The sequence below is a fragment of the Nitrosomonas oligotropha genome (genome assembly GCF_009833085.1).
Taxonomy (GTDB): Bacteria; Pseudomonadota; Gammaproteobacteria; order Burkholderiales; family Nitrosomonadaceae; genus Nitrosomonas; species Nitrosomonas oligotropha.
This window is the reverse complement of the sequence record NZ_QRBZ01000037.1, coordinates 14,252-28,723: the sequence shown is the minus strand read 5'-3', so window position 1 is coordinate 28,723 and position 14,472 is coordinate 14,252. Positions and strand designations below refer to the sequence as shown.

Sequence of the window (14,472 nt, the reverse complement as noted above, 5' to 3'; positions counted from 1 at the left end):
AAGATACCGGTTGCAGGCGCTGATTTCGCAATAACCTGAAGCTATGCCGCGCAAATACCATAGCGCGGCAACAGTTCATGAATCACATAAAAGCGGTGTAATTGCAACGCATCGTGGAACAATTTCCAATGGCTGGTCAGAAAGTCAGGTTTAAGTTCAAACCTCTCGCTTTTATCGTCGGTAACTCTGATCGTACCCAGCGCCTTGTGTTTCCACGAGCCGGGCCCTTTTGCGATATACGTGAGATTAACCGGCGGGAAATTGAAATAACCGGTTGCGATACGCTCCAGCCAGGCTGCATGCCGGGCATTTTCTTCATCGTGCTTGATATTGCGGAACAACGCCTCGATTCTGGCTTTATCCGTCGCCTGCAACCCGGGCACATTGGCATTGGCGTCACCCAGGCGGAAACGCTGCATAGCGATGACCATTTTTTCCGCCGCCTGTAGAAAAATTGCCGCGTTATCTCTAACGACTCTGTTCTTATGGTGATCTTTGTAGCTCCACTTTAAATAGGGGCGATCCGGATAGGAAAGCGCGGCGCCGTGACCAAGCGGCAAGGTATCGCCCACCAGCTTACTGGCGACATCATCAAACGCGTCGCCAAAGAAATCTTTCAATCGGGCCGCCAGGTAATTGCCGGGATTGTCCTCATCGTTCAGCTTACTGATATCGTTGTCTTTGTGATTCACTCCGGCGAAACCCTGATGCGACCAAGTATCGGCATAGACATGCAGGGTAATGCCGAGCCGCTGCAAAGCGTGCGGACTGTTTCTGCTATTGATGCACGCTGCCACCATCTCTCTGGCGATAGGACTGTCCGGTTTGCAAACGATTTTATCCATGAAGGTATCCTGCGGATTCTCCCTGGCATTCGCTTCATTATTGCCCGGCAAGAAATGAAACGGCAGCCACGCCTGGTGGTTGGCCAGCTCGTCAAAATTCTTGTAATCGAATGTTTTATGCGACGAACTGATATGTTCATACATGGAACCATCGGTAAAACGAATCACCCCTGAATTGGTCGCATCGTCGACATATTGCGAAGCATAGGCAATGATATCCGCTGCGGGGTGATCAAAACCGGCCAAGCGTGCCAAGACATAAGTTGTTGCATGATGAAAGTCTTTTTGCATGATCTCCCTCTCATTCGATTGGATTAACTGGATTTTGTGAAGTAGCCGATACAGGCTTTTTGCTCGGCCGGTGTCATGAAGCCTTTGTGCTCGTAGCGAACCGGCAAGCCCAATTTTTTCAGCTTATCGCTCCACAGCGGGTTGTAGGGCATCAAAGCGCACGACTTGATGCCTTGCTGATCGAGAAATGCGGCGATGGCCCGGAGATTGTCTTCGGTCGCCGTTATTCCCGGAATCAGCGGAATTCTCGGAATCACAGGTATCCGCGCATCCTTGAGCAGGCGGGAAAAATTATCCAGCATGCGCTTGCTCGAATGTCCGCAATATTGCTGGCTGGCCGCCTCATCCATCAGCTTAATATCGTAATAGATCAAATCCAGCCACGGCAGCATTTCTTTTTTGAAACGCGGGTAATCGAAAAAACCGCTAGTTTCCAGCGCCGTGTGGATGCCTTCGCGCTTCAATGCTTGCAACAGCTGGCTGGCGAAACTCATCTGCAACGTCGCCTCACCGCCCGATAGCGTGACACCGCCACCACTCGAGGTAAAAACCGGCTTGTCCTGCAACAAGCGGTACATCAATTCATCCACCGTATACCACGTGCCAATGTGGGTGCCATGAATATCGGTCTCGGGTTTGACCGCCCTGCCTTCCGGATTCTGGCACCAGACGCAGGACAACGGACAGCCCTTCAGAAACACCGTTGTGCGGATGCCGGGGCCGTCTTCACTGCAATCGCGCTTGATATCGAAAACCAGCCCCTTTTCGCCGTTCATAAAATATCCTTCATGGCCACCTGCACGTTCATGCCAATCGCACCGAACTTGAACATATGCCCGAAATTGCCGGTAATCTGCACCAGATTTTCAATCAATAATTGCGCGACATCCACATTCGGGCGCTCGGCCAATCCAAGAATCGCCTGGGTATCCCTAAACCGGATCACTAAATCCACTTCGTTCGGATCGCGCTCGACCCGGTCCGCTTCCGTTTCGCTGAGCGCTTCGGTCGTAACGATTGCCACCGGGTTCAATTGTCTGCCGAACGGCGTATCGATAAAAAGCGCCTCCGGATCGGGGCAAAATTTAATCAGCACATTCATGTCGTCCTGCTGTTTGCGGGTGCGGATCAGGATCTTGCCCTGGTAGTAGCGGATACCGCCAGGAACATTGGGATCTTTGATGACGAAGTTGTTTTCAAAAAAATGCCGCGCTTTTTTCGCTTGCGATTCACTCAAGCCTGGATTGATCAAAAAGCCAAAACCGAGCTTGATCATTACGGCCATACCCGCAGCCAGCATCTTGCCTTCCATGCGATTCAACAATCCGCTCAGCTTGCCGTCCGCTTCGCCCAGCTGGATGCCGGATTTCAGAATATAGTGAATACCGTCGGGTAACGCGGGAATAGTGGCGTGCATCGTTATACTCCTATGGTTTCGTGCTGCTCAACGCCGCTTTTCATATCGAAATTGGCGCGATCGATGATTTCCTGCCGCATCAACGGACTCAAGGTGACATAGTAAGCGGAGTAACCGGCCACCCGGATCATCAAATCTTTGTAGGGAGCCAGCGCTTTCTGCTCGGCTTCTCCCGCATCGGCGCGGCTTGCCGCCGTTGCGGCGGCGTTGGCGGCGATGAAATCCTCGATCGAAGTCACGCACAGCTGCACCAGCACGCCGTTCTGATCCATGAATGTTTTCATATGCGCGGCAAAAAGCTCGGTGTCTTCATTGACATACGCCTTACCGCGCGGCGTCAGACTGAGATTGTAGGTGTAGCCGTTTTGTACCGTATCCGGGTCGACACTGGCGACCGACAGCATATGATCGAGCAGCATGACCGCATCGCCATTGGCTTTGACGATACCGGGGCACGGCGTGATGCCGCTGGCGAACGATGCGCCATTGACGCGGCCATTCGGCGTGGCGCGGCTCAGCATGCCAAACCCGGCATGATTGGTCATGCTCCAGTAACCGGTCAGATAGCGCCCGCCACGGTGCGTGCGATACTTGAAAAATACTTCCTGGATCATTTTGGTCAGCAAGCGCGTGTATTTAACCGCCAGCGCATTGTTATAAATGCCGCCGGGTGTTTGATCGACCCCGGCGCCATATTTCGGCGCCAGACGGATCAGGCGCATACACTCCTGCAACCGCTGCGGTGTGATCACCGCCGGATGCGTGCCGGAACCACCCGCCAATTGCCGGATCCGATCCAGCCAGTTTTTGACAAAATTGTGCGTTTCCGCCGCATTACCGGCCGATGGGCTGTGACCAAAATTGGCATCCAACACCGCGATCAATTCCTGCGCCGATATTTTTCCGCCGAACACCAGCGCGTCGATGACACAGAACGAGTCAATGACATCGGCGAGTCCGATAATGGCCACCCCGGAAGAGTTATATTTGGCGCCGCCGGAGGACACATCGCGGAATTTAGCGTCGCTTTCTCCGGGTTTGTTCGTGGGTCCGTCGAATAATCCCGAAAGCAGCGGCGATGGCCGGACTTTTTCCAGCGTGCGTCCGAGATAATTGTTGAATTGCACGCAATGCCGCGCCATTTCATCGAGCTGGAAACGGAAGCTGTCGACGAAATCCTGCATCGATGTCATCGCCGTCAACGGCGGGGAAGTATAGTCCGGTTTGCCGTAAAACAAATTGGGATCGTTTTTGCCGATCCCGTCGCTGCGGTGCTTGCCGCCGAACATCGCCAGCTCCAGCACCGCCGGCAGCACCAGCAGGGTGGAACCGGTATGGCCATAATGTTTATGGTCGGCATTCTGCTCGATACAGCCGATCGATGCGTAATCATGCGCATCCGCCAACGCTTCGTCAGCCGTGACATGATCGTGCTTGGCATAATAATTCGCCATGCTGCGGATCACCGGAACATCGCCATGCAGCGCGGGTGTTGCGCGGGTAACCAGATTCACCTGGCAAATGCGTTTCAGATAGGGAGAAATCTCATCCGCCGCCAACGGGCTTCCATCCGGCGCGCGATGATGAACATCGTTATGATACCGGGCATGCACATTCGGATCGCGGATGGACAGCATTTCGGTCGCTTTCAGGATGATGTAGGTCATGTCGTTGACCGCATCGACCGTCTGGCCATTTTCCCAACGCGTACCGCCCACGGTTAATGCCTGATTCGAACCGCTACCGGCAAACAGCACCTCCGCGCTTTCCGGCGACAACGGCACATGATCCGAGCAACGCAAAAAGAAGTGGCACATCAATTCAACCGCCCGCCGCGTATACGCCGCTTTCGCTGCCTCATCCGGCTGCGATTGCCAATCGCGCAGGTAGAATTCATTCAGCGTCTGATCCAAGCGGCCCAGCGAGAGGCCAAAATTGGTGTTTTCCTGCAACAGCAGATGATAGCAAATCCAAACTACCGTCATCGCTTCCGCCAGTGTGCTGGCGGGCTGCGCCGGAACCTTGCGGCAGATAGCCGCCAGCTCGTTATTTCCAGCTTTCTCGGCGGCATCGGCCAAATGACCGGCATAGATCTTGGCGCCTTCGTACACTGCGATGACGCTACGGGCAAACTCCATTTTTTCCGGCGTATCCGCAACACCGCTCGCGATATCCTGCTGCAACTGCGCAATCAGTCCATCAAAACCAAATTTAAGCACCCGGCTGAAATCCGGCGCGGTATGCGATACAGCCGTGGCCTTATCGGATAGATAAAACGCCACCCGCTCAAGCAACTCCTGGCATTTAGGCGTCTCACCGGCGCTTTTTTTCAGCGGCGGATCGATGGAAGGTTTGCCTTCATACAGTCCGCCATCGACTTCATCGCGCTGATCGTTGGCATAATCGGCGGTATCGTAGCCGCTGTAGCGCGCTGCTTCCTGCACCGTGCGCCGTTCCAACCAGAAGGGGAAAATTTCCTCGTTCAGCCGTTTAGCCACTTCCGGTTTGATCTTGAACGGATTTTGCGGCCGTTTCGCCAGCGTTCCCAGCTCCGGCCAGATGCAATAACCGCTCATATCCATATACACAACCGGCCCGACAAAGCTGGTGGTCGTTTGTCCCGGCAGCAAATCGGTGCTGCGCACCAGCGGCGTTTTGTGGCTGAACACATGTTTCAACGCCTGCGCGCGGCGCGTCACCGGCGGCAGCGCCGCATGATCGGGTTGACGCAGAAACTCGGTTAATAAACGCGGCAGTTCATCGCAAACCTCCGGTATCCATTCCGGATCGAACAGCTGATTGCGCCACGCCTGCACCACCGGAAAATCGCTGAGTTTGATATCGCTCAACGCAAGATCGCGCAGCGTCTTGATCTTATCGGGGGTGGTATTGGGAATAGGAAAAATAGCGATATTGCCGAGCGCGGAAGTATCGGCTGTTCCATGTTCCAGATCGATCCGGATGCCGCCTCGATTGTGCCTGTCATTACTCATGTTTTCCTCCTCCGCGCTGATTAATTCAATGTATCCAAGCCTATCGCCAGCCGGTGATACTGCCATGCGTCATCGAGCAGCAAAAAATAACCGAACAACTGGTAGCGGTATTCCGCCGGATCGACCGATGAATGAAAGGGTTTATCCAATGCCGTGGAATAAATCAATTGCCCCAGATAAAGGCCATCGGCGAGCTCAACGATCTCATCGAGACAAAAACCGATTGGCACAGGACCGCCGATCATTGGAAAGCGGTAGTGAAACTGAAATACCTTTTTCTTTTTTCCATCGCCATTATTCATCGGTAAAATCGACTCCCGGCCATCCACACCGAGAAAAATGTAGCCTTGCCGCGCAAACGGCGACGGTCCAGCCGCCGATGCCGCTTGCAGCGTTGCATCCGGAATCCGGTAATTCAGATCGATAATCCGCATCAGCGGATCCGCCGCAATGACTCGCTTGTCCTGAATATTGTGGCCATCCACCCAGTGCGCAGCCGCCTCATTTTCCCAGAATGCCTTGTCTTCACCGGACATACCGCGATCCCAAGCACCGCTTTTCAAATGCCGGGCGTACACACCTTCCACATCCCAATAATGCGTTTTGTTTTTTTCCACCAGCGCGTAATGCGGGGCGCTGGCCAGATGTGTTTTCAACGCATGCACACGCTCGGGATAACGTTCGGCCAGATCGTCGCTCTCGTCGAGCAGCATGCTTAGTTTCCGCCCGGAAATTTTTTCATACGATTTGCCAGCCCATGGAAAAATATACTTGCCGATGCTGTGCCAAATCAGGTTGAGCACGTTGGGTGTACTGTGTCCCAACGCCAGATCGCTTGCGAGCCGACCGGGAAAAAGATATTCATCGTCCGGTTTGGCGTTGGGATCGGGACAGAAGGTTTCAGCAAAACCGCAATGCAGGTTGAGCGTGGCGCCGTGGTAATAATCAAAACCGGCCGTGCGTGTTGTTTCACCGTACCAATCCGCCGTTTCATCGCTATCGATGCGGATGTTGTAGCCGCGTTCACCGTGCCCCTGAAATAAGCCATTTTCCACTGTTGGCGCAACACCCCGGCGGAACAGACGGTTAAGCTTCTCGAAATGTTTCAGGTTGTCTTGCGGATTGCTCTGCGCGGAAATTTCAGCGCTGATGCGTTGCAGCATTTGCAAAATCGACTCGCCTTCGCGCAGCAATTGAGTCACCTCGCCATCTTCCGCTCCCTTGGGCGATTCTTCCAGGATGAATGTGGTAAATTTACGCTTCAGCGCTTCATTCTGTTTCCAGCCATCGGCCCAACCGGTGATTTCCGGCCAGTGCTGCACTCCCGCCGCTGCGGCTTTTTCACCCTCAGACACGCACGCAATGGATGCCGTTTGCGCATACCCCAGCTCGTTGAAGCCGATTTCGCCGGAGCGCGGGCGCAGTTGCGGAAATGCATCGTCCGCATAAAATGCTTTGGCATAAGCCGGATCGACCATCAGGAAGAATCCGTTGTTCTGATAGCCGTACGGATCCTTCTCATCCACCCAGCCCATGGGAAAAATTCGTTTGATATTGTCGATCATCGAGCAGTACGGGTAGTTATCGCCGATCGATGCGGCGTGGCCATCCGGCAAAACCAAGGCTCCCAAGCTGTAATGCTGCGTAGCGAACACCAATTGCCCCAGATAAATACCGTCGTCGATGCGAACGATTTCATCGATCAAGCGCGTCATGGGATACACCGGACCGAGGTCAGGCCAGCGGTAATTCAGTTGGTACACGGCTTTGCCATGCATTTCCGGAACCACGGAAGCGCCCATGTTGCAAAGAAAATAACCGCCGGTTTTACTGTATGGAATGGCTTTCTCCTTAGCCAGATTTTCCGCCAGCAGCTGGCAGTCGAATCCGCGCGCATCGGGGCGCATCGGCCGGTCTTTCAGCTTCCATAATTGTGTCAGCGCGGGCAATCCAATCGCTTGCAGCGCATTGGGATCGGGCGGTTCACGGAAAAAATTGCGTCCGATGCGCACAGCGGCCGGATCATAACCGCTCATTGTTTTCGCATCGTTGCGGGTTTTTGCCGCCACCGTTTCGCGCGATACCGGCTCAAAGGTTTTTCCCATCCACAAACCGGTGTCGGCATACGTTGCATTCCAGGCGGTGGCCATCCATTCGATGGTAGCCATCATGGATCTTTCCTTGCCAGTCAACTGAGCCGCTTCCTTGAAATAATCGCTGTCGCGGATGGAAACGGGGATGCCGATCATCGGCCCGCTGATGACTTCCGCACTGCCGCATTTGAATAAGGTATCGAGCTTTTTGTGGATTTCCGGCCAGCGCCGACGCTGATGGTTATCCGCCAGGATGCGCTGGTACTCAGCCAGCAGCACGAAGAAACTGCCGTGATACTCGTTTTTCAGAATATCGCTTAATGCCTGAGCCAGTGATTGCTGCTCATCGCTGGAGCTTGCTGTGAAATTGCTACTGCTCAGAAAAGCTGTCATGGATCTTCCCCTTACCATTTCCTAGTGAAGTGAGATTGAACAACATGAATCTAGCCCATCATGCTATTTACATCTTCATCTTATCAATCTTTTCAGCAACTGTTGCTCTTATGTCAAAAAACATTGATCATTATCAACAAATATTAAGTGTTTTATCGGCGCGATGATCTTTTTCATTGCTTTCCAAGGCTTTTCTATTTTCCCGGTTCAAACAAGAAGTCTTTTTACCTTATTCTATTTTGATATATCATTACCCCTGTCAGGGGATAGTAAGGTTGTTTAAAATCTGAAAATGGACAAAGACTTTTTAGAAAACCGGGAAAGAATGAACATGCGGAATATACCGTCTGACCGCGCTACGGCGATGTTGTCTGCCATTAAAGAGTTTCAACATCTGCCGCCCAAGGACATTGAAGCGATCGCCGCTGCTTGCCAATGGCACCGCTATGACGCGGGGAATGAAATCGTGCGCTATCACGATCACACCAATAGCGCATTTTTCATTGTCCAGGGTGAAATCCGCGTGATGTATCACAGCCTGTCCGGGCAGGAAGTGATCCTGTGCGATTTACCCACCGGCGAAATGTTTGGCGAGCTGACGGCAATCGATGGTCACCCCCGCTCCGCCACCGCCATCGCCAGAACCAGCACGTTGCTGGCATCGATGCCGGCGCTGGATTTCAAGAATCTGGTGTATTCCAACCGGCTGATCGCCGAAACCATATTGAAGCGCTTGACCGGGCAAGTCCGCCGTCTGACCGAACGCGTTTACGATTACAGCACATTGGCGGTGCGTAACCGGATTCAATCGGAATTGCTGCGTCTGGCAAGAAATCACATGACTTCGACGAATGCCGCGATCATTTCTCCATCCCCCACCCAAACCGAAATCGCCAATTTGGTCAGCACCCACCGTGAAGCGGTCTCGCGTGAACTGAATAATCTCGTCAGAAGCAACCTCATCCTGCGCCAAGGGCATGATTTGCATGTGCTCGATATCGCCAAGCTGACTCAAATGGTCAATGAGGCCCGCGGCAGTTTCTAACTGCCTACACTGTTGTAACATTCCCGTCGTACGATGCCCGATTATTTGTTAAGCCTTGCTTAAATGTGGCAAACTTCGCAATTGAACTTATTACGGGTATTTTAATTCGTGTCTCCCTACGAGCTTTTCATTGGATTGCGTTATACGCGCGCCAAAAAACGCAACCACTTCATCTCGTTTATTTCACTGATTTCCTTGATGGGCATTACATTGGGGATGACGGCGCTGATTACCGTCATGTCGGTCATGAACGGTTTTCAGAAGGAAGTGCGCACCCGCATTCTGGGCGTTGCGTCGCATGTGCAGATCGGCAGTGTGCATGGCAATTTAAGCCACTGGCAGCAAACCGCGGAGGAAGCGGCCAAACATCCGGCCGTTGAAGCCGCCGCGCCGTTCGTCAATGCGCAAGGCATGCTGTCGCATAACCAAGTGGTGCAAGGCGTTATCGTGCGCGGCATTTTGCCTGCGATGGAAGATAAGGTAGCTAATTTCTCCCAATCGATGGTCAGCGGCGCGCTGGATAACCTGGCGCCGGGAGAATTCGGCATCGTGATCGGCATGGAGCTGGCGCGCATGATGGGGACTTTCGTCGGCGACAAAATTGTTTTGATTTCACCGCAAGGCCAAGTCACACCCGCGGGCATTTTGCCAAGACTGAAACAATTCACCATTGTCGGTATCTTCGATGTGGGGCATTTTGAATACGACTCGGGCCTAGTCTTGATTCACATGTTCGACGCGCAAAAACTCTATCGCATGGAAAACGACGATGTTTCCGGTGTACGTCTGAAACTAACCGATTTGTTTCAAGCGCCCAGAGTGGTGCAAGAATTACCCGCGATGCTGACTATCGATAGTTATATCAGCGATTGGACCAAACAACACGCCAATTACTTCCGCGCCATCCAGATCGAGAAACGCATGCTGTCGTTGATTCTCGCGTTGATCATTGCGGTTGCGGCATTCAATATCGTCTCGACCTTGGTGATGGCGGTCACCGATAAGGAATCGGACATCGCGATTCTGCGCACGCTCGGGGCCAGTCCGCGCAGCATCATGAAGATTTTCATCGTGCAGGGAACGTTTATCGGTGTTTTCGGCACGATACTCGGTGTGACCGGCGGCATGCTGCTGGCCTACAACGTCGGCGAAGTGGTGTCATTCATTGAAAGCCTGTTCAACGTGCAATTCCTGTCGCGCGAAATATATTACATCAGCAAGATCCCAACCGATCCGCAGATGGCGGACATCACCACCGTTGCCGTCACTTCGTTTGTTTTGAGTCTGCTGGCCACGATTTACCCCAGCTACCGGGCGTCCAAAGTGAACCCGGCGGAGGCGCTGCGCTATGAATGATGTGGTTATTTCCTGCCGCAATCTGGTCAAGCAATTTTCGCAAGGCGATCTGACCGTTCCGGTATTAAAGGGCGTCAATCTGGACTTGATCAAAGGCGAGATGCTCGCCATCGTCGGCGCATCCGGCTCGGGCAAAAGCACGCTGCTGCATGTGCTGGGCGGATTGGATGCGCCGAGCAGCGGAGACATCCGCATTCTCGGGCAGAATATCGCGCAGATCAGCGAAGAGCAGCGTTGCCGCTTGCGCAACGGTTCGCTCGGCTTCATTTATCAGTTTCATCATTTGCTGCCGGAATTCAGCGCGCTGGAAAATGTCGCCATGCCGCTGCTGATCCGCCGCCTGTCCAACCAGGAAGCCTACGACCGCGCCGCCGATATGCTCAAGCTGGTCGGTTTGAGCCACCGCCTCACGCATACCCCCGGCGAACTGTCCGGCGGGGAACGCCAGCGCGCCGCCGTGGCGCGTGCGTTGGTCACACAACCGGCCTGCATTCTGGCGGACGAACCGACCGGTAATCTGGACCGGCAAACGGCCGAGCATGTATTCGATTTGATGCTGGAGTTAAATCATAAAATCAACGCCAGCCTGATCGTTGTCACGCACGATACGCGCCTGGCCAACCGCGCCCAGCGCATCCAGCAATTGATCGACGGCGTTTTATGCGACGTATCCGATGCATCATGATCCTGTAAACAATCCAATGATTTCTGATTTATTTTTGTAACCGGCTTATGCGGACTTTATATACGTACATTATGGTCTTCCCCCGGCGTAGCGCCTTTGTGCTCGTTGCACTGCTGATCGCCGGTATTGCTGAAGGGTTGAGTCTGACCGCTTTACTGCCTTTGATATCGATCGCGGTCGGCGAGTCCAGCGGATCCGCCGATTCCAGCATCGGCAAATTCATGGAGCAAGCGTTGCAAGACATCGGCATCGATCCCACGCTGGATACCATTCTGATCATTATCGTCGGCGGCATGTTTTTCAAGGGATTGGTGTTACTGCTGGCCAACCGTCAGGTGGGCTATACCGTTGCGCATGTAGCCACCGCATTGCGTCTGGATCTGATCGAAGCCTTGCTGGCCAGCCGCTGGCAGTATTATCTGCGCCAGCCGGTCGGGTCGCTCGCCAATTCCATCGCCTCGGAAGCTTACCGCGCCGCCAACGGTTTCGAGCACAGCGTCAATGTGCTGTCACTCATGGTGCAGGTGCTGGTATACGCCATCGTCGCGTTATTCATCTCATGGGAAGCGACGCTCGCCTCGTTGATTATCGGCTCCTTTTTGCTTTTTGTGCTCAACAGCCTGGTCAGCGCCACCCGCCGTGCAGGCACGAAGCAGACCCATTTGCTGCGCGATTTGCTCGCCTACCTGTCGGACGTGCTGAGTTCGGTGAAATCACTCAAGGCGATGGCGCGCGACAACGTAGCCGATGCCATTCTGCGTGAGCAAACGCAGCAATTGGAAAAAGCCACGCGCCGCGAAGTGATGAACCGGGAAGCGTTGAACGCGCTGCAAGAACCTATTCTCGCCGCCCTGACCGCCAGCGGTTTGTACCTCGCCTTGGTGGTATGGGAGCTGTCGCTGCCGGAAGTCATGCTGATGGTATTTTTGCTGACGCGTATCCTGGGCTTGTTAAATAAAACACAACGCCGGCACCAGCAACTGGCCGCACAAGAAAGCGCCTACTGGGCATTGCGCAAAGCCGCCGAAGGCGCGCGCGCAGCTGCCGAGAGAGCAACCGGAACACTGCAACCCACGCTGCAAAAAGGTGTAACGCTGCACCACGTGCGCTTCAACTATGATCGCAAAGTCATATTCCGGGATTTGAACATCGAAATACCGGTCAATACATTTACCGCCGTGATGGGGCCATCCGGCGCCGGCAAAAGCACATTGCTGGATTTGCTGTGCGGCTTGACCGAACCGCAATCCGGTGAAGTCCAGATCGACGGCGTGCCGCTGCATGACATCAACCTGCGCCAATGGCGCCACATGATCGGTTACGTCTCGCAAGACACCATTTTGTTGCACGACACCATACTGAGTAATATTCTGGTCGGCGAACCCACGCTCACCGCCGACGATGCCGAACGCGCACTGCGCCAGGCCGGTGCTTGGGATTTTGTCAGCGCGCTGCCGGATGGCATGCTGACCATAGTGGGCGAGCGCGGCGGATTGCTGTCCGGCGGCCAGCGTCAGCGTATTGCAATTGCCCGGGCGCTGGCGCATAGCCCGTCGTTCCTGATTCTGGACGAACCCACCAGCGCACTGGACCCGGAAAGCGAACGCACCATCTGCGAAACACTGCAAAGTTTAGCCAAGGACTTGACGATCATCGCAGTCTCGCACCAACCGGCAGTCATCAACGCCGCCGATCGCGTGTTCATGCTCTCCAACGGCGAAGCAGAGGCATTGTCGCAGGAAGTGCGGGTGTAATCAGAATCCGCGGTCTTATCTGGCAAGGCGGAATCAGGTAAAGAAACGCAATTTACATTGAGTAAATGAGCATTTCGAATCTGATTTCAACGCATGTAGCCGATCTCTTCAATCAATTTGGTCGCTTTTGCCACATGCTGTTGCAGTGAAATCCCTCCCGACGCTTCTTTTTCCAAGGAAAATCGAGGAGGATTCTCTCGCTCTGCAATCAGCGACCGCGCCATTATCACCCCATGCCATGAAAACAAAAACGGCGAACGAAGCATATGCTTCCAATTCGCCGTTCGCTGGAAGTGACATCGACTTCCAGTTTTTTCCAAAGTGCTAGAAACCATCCCCGGAGCCGGGTTTGAATTTCCAGCTGTATGCTTATTTTGCTTTTTTCAGTTCATCGCATTTAGTGATAAAGGCTTCGCGTGCAGCTTCGTCGTTCTTGAATGCTGTCAGCGATGATTCCATTCCTCTTCCTGAACAATTTTCCGAACTTGCTTCGGGAACTCCGCCGCAACCGATCAGTGCGATACTAAGGCCAATAATACAAACGATGCTAAATTTAAAATTCATTTACAATCTTCCTCTAAAAATCTAAAAATACACTATGGCTGATGGTTATATCCGATTTCTCAATCGTTTGGCGTTGGCCCTGCCACACGAACCTAACAGTGCGATTCTACCTGAATTCTCATGGTCTTAGTATTTCTCCCTACCCAATTCAGGCAAAACGGAACAAAAGAAGGTATTATTTTCATCCTCGCTGACCGCCTTTACACAACCCATCCGAAAGCATAAACACAAGATCAGGGTAGTTTACCGGAGATTATTCGCATGGCATGGAGCTTAACGAATTGGCACCGTAACCGGATTCTTCAGCACGAAGGCATTGCCGATGCCGTCTGGCAAAAACTGATTCATCTGCGCTGTTTGAAAGGACTTAACCTCGAGGAACTGCTGCGCTTGCGCGAGTGCGCCACGTTATTTCTGCACGACAAGAAATTTTACGGCGCGCATGAATTGGAAATCACCGAGGAAATGCGCACCACGATTGCGTTGCAGGCGTGCATTCTGATTCTCAATCTGGACTTGGATTATTACCGCAACTGGAGCCAGATTATCGTGTATCCCGGTGAATTCATGCTGGATTACGACTACGAGGATGAGTTCGGTATTGTGCACCATGTGCATCACGCCGCATCGGGCGAGGCTTGGTCTGCCGGGCCGGTGATTCTTTCCTGGCAAGATACAGCGGAACCGGCTTCGCACGTGGGGGAAAACGTGGTGATCCACGAATTCGCGCACAAGATCGATATGCTGTACGAAGGCCCCAACGGTTGCCCGGAATTGCACGCCAACATGAGCGCGTATACCTGGCATGAGGTATTCAGCACGGCCTACAAGAAATTCTGCCGCCAAGTCGACCGGCAGCAGGAAACCGTCATCGATCCGTATGCGGCGGAGAGTCCGGCGGAGTTTTTCGCAGTGCTGAGCGAAGTGTTTTTTGAACTGCCGCTCGTGACGCAGGAGCACTTTCCTTCCGTTTACGAGCAGCTCGCGCTGTTTTACCGCCAAGACCCGGCAAAACGCTGGCGTTGATGCGTCGCGT

General features: G+C 53.5%; 12 protein-coding genes. 5 read left to right on the top strand and 7 right to left on the bottom strand.

Annotated features, from left to right (window positions below; translation table 11 throughout):
- Positions 1 to 41: 41 nt before the first annotated feature.
- From ABD07_RS12170 to ABD07_RS12150, 5 genes are read right to left on the bottom strand one after another with little or no spacing between them, the layout of a single operon-like run.
- Positions 42 to 1,136 carry a DUF6765 family protein gene (locus tag ABD07_RS12170; RefSeq protein ID WP_160818505.1) on the bottom strand — a complete coding sequence of 365 codons (1,095 nt, stop codon included), beginning with the start codon at positions 1,134 to 1,136 and terminating at the stop codon, positions 42 to 44.
- A gap of 23 nt (positions 1,137 to 1,159) precedes the next feature.
- Positions 1,160 to 1,912, bottom strand: a complete 753-nt coding sequence (locus tag ABD07_RS12165; protein ID WP_160818504.1) for a radical SAM protein — start codon at positions 1,910 to 1,912, stop codon at positions 1,160 to 1,162.
- Positions 1,909 to 2,553 carry a hypothetical protein gene (locus ABD07_RS12160; protein WP_160818503.1) on the bottom strand — a complete coding sequence of 215 codons (645 nt, stop codon included), beginning with the start codon at positions 2,551 to 2,553 and terminating at the stop codon, positions 1,909 to 1,911. The genes ABD07_RS12165 and ABD07_RS12160 overlap by 4 nt, the downstream gene beginning before the upstream one ends.
- Before the next feature lie 2 nt (positions 2,554 to 2,555).
- A complete protein-coding gene (locus tag ABD07_RS12155; protein ID WP_160818502.1) occupies positions 2,556 to 5,546 on the bottom strand; it encodes a pyruvate formate lyase family protein in 2,991 nt (996 codons plus the stop codon).
- Between the two features lie 20 nt (positions 5,547 to 5,566).
- Positions 5,567 to 8,032, bottom strand: coding sequence for a hypothetical protein (locus ABD07_RS12150; protein WP_160818501.1), 2,466 nt, complete (start codon positions 8,030 to 8,032; stop codon positions 5,567 to 5,569).
- Positions 8,033 to 8,363: 331 nt separating this feature from the next.
- Here ABD07_RS12150 and ABD07_RS12145 point away from each other — a divergent pair, with 331 nt between their 5' ends.
- The 4 genes from ABD07_RS12145 (at position 8,364) to ABD07_RS12130 (ending at position 12,872) form a co-directional block, all read left to right on the top strand.
- Entirely contained in the window at positions 8,364 to 9,077 is a 714-nt protein-coding gene (locus tag ABD07_RS12145) for a Crp/Fnr family transcriptional regulator (protein ID WP_240142544.1), read from the top strand.
- Positions 9,078 to 9,185: 108 nt separating this feature from the next.
- A complete protein-coding gene (locus ABD07_RS12140) occupies positions 9,186 to 10,433 on the top strand; it encodes a lipoprotein-releasing ABC transporter permease subunit (RefSeq protein ID WP_160818500.1) in 1,248 nt (415 codons plus the stop codon).
- Positions 10,426 to 11,118, top strand: coding sequence for a lipoprotein-releasing ABC transporter ATP-binding protein LolD (lolD, locus tag ABD07_RS12135; RefSeq protein WP_160818499.1), 693 nt, complete (start codon positions 10,426 to 10,428; stop codon positions 11,116 to 11,118). Before ABD07_RS12140 ends, lolD begins: the two co-directional genes overlap by 8 nt.
- 47 nt (positions 11,119 to 11,165) lie before the next feature.
- Complete coding sequence (locus tag ABD07_RS12130; protein ID WP_160818498.1) at positions 11,166 to 12,872, top strand: ABC transporter ATP-binding protein; 1,707 nt, start codon at positions 11,166 to 11,168, stop codon at positions 12,870 to 12,872.
- Between the two features lie 86 nt (positions 12,873 to 12,958).
- On the opposite strand, the gene ABD07_RS12125 is transcribed toward ABD07_RS12130, so the two are convergent.
- Positions 12,959 to 13,096, bottom strand: coding sequence for a hypothetical protein (locus ABD07_RS12125; RefSeq protein WP_160818497.1), 138 nt, complete (start codon positions 13,094 to 13,096; stop codon positions 12,959 to 12,961).
- A 145-nt stretch (positions 13,097 to 13,241) separates the two neighbouring features.
- Positions 13,242 to 13,436 (bottom strand): entry exclusion lipoprotein TrbK, encoded by a 195-nt coding sequence (locus ABD07_RS12120; RefSeq protein WP_160818496.1) that lies wholly within the window; start codon positions 13,434 to 13,436, stop codon positions 13,242 to 13,244.
- 261 nt (positions 13,437 to 13,697) lie between these two features.
- On the opposite strand from ABD07_RS12120, the gene ABD07_RS12115 reads away from it, so the two are divergent.
- The gene (locus ABD07_RS12115) at positions 13,698 to 14,462 is read left to right on the top strand and encodes a M90 family metallopeptidase (RefSeq protein WP_160818495.1); all 765 of its coding nucleotides are present in this window, start codon (positions 13,698 to 13,700) and stop codon (positions 14,460 to 14,462) included.
- The last annotated feature ends 10 nt before the right edge of the window (positions 14,463 to 14,472 follow it).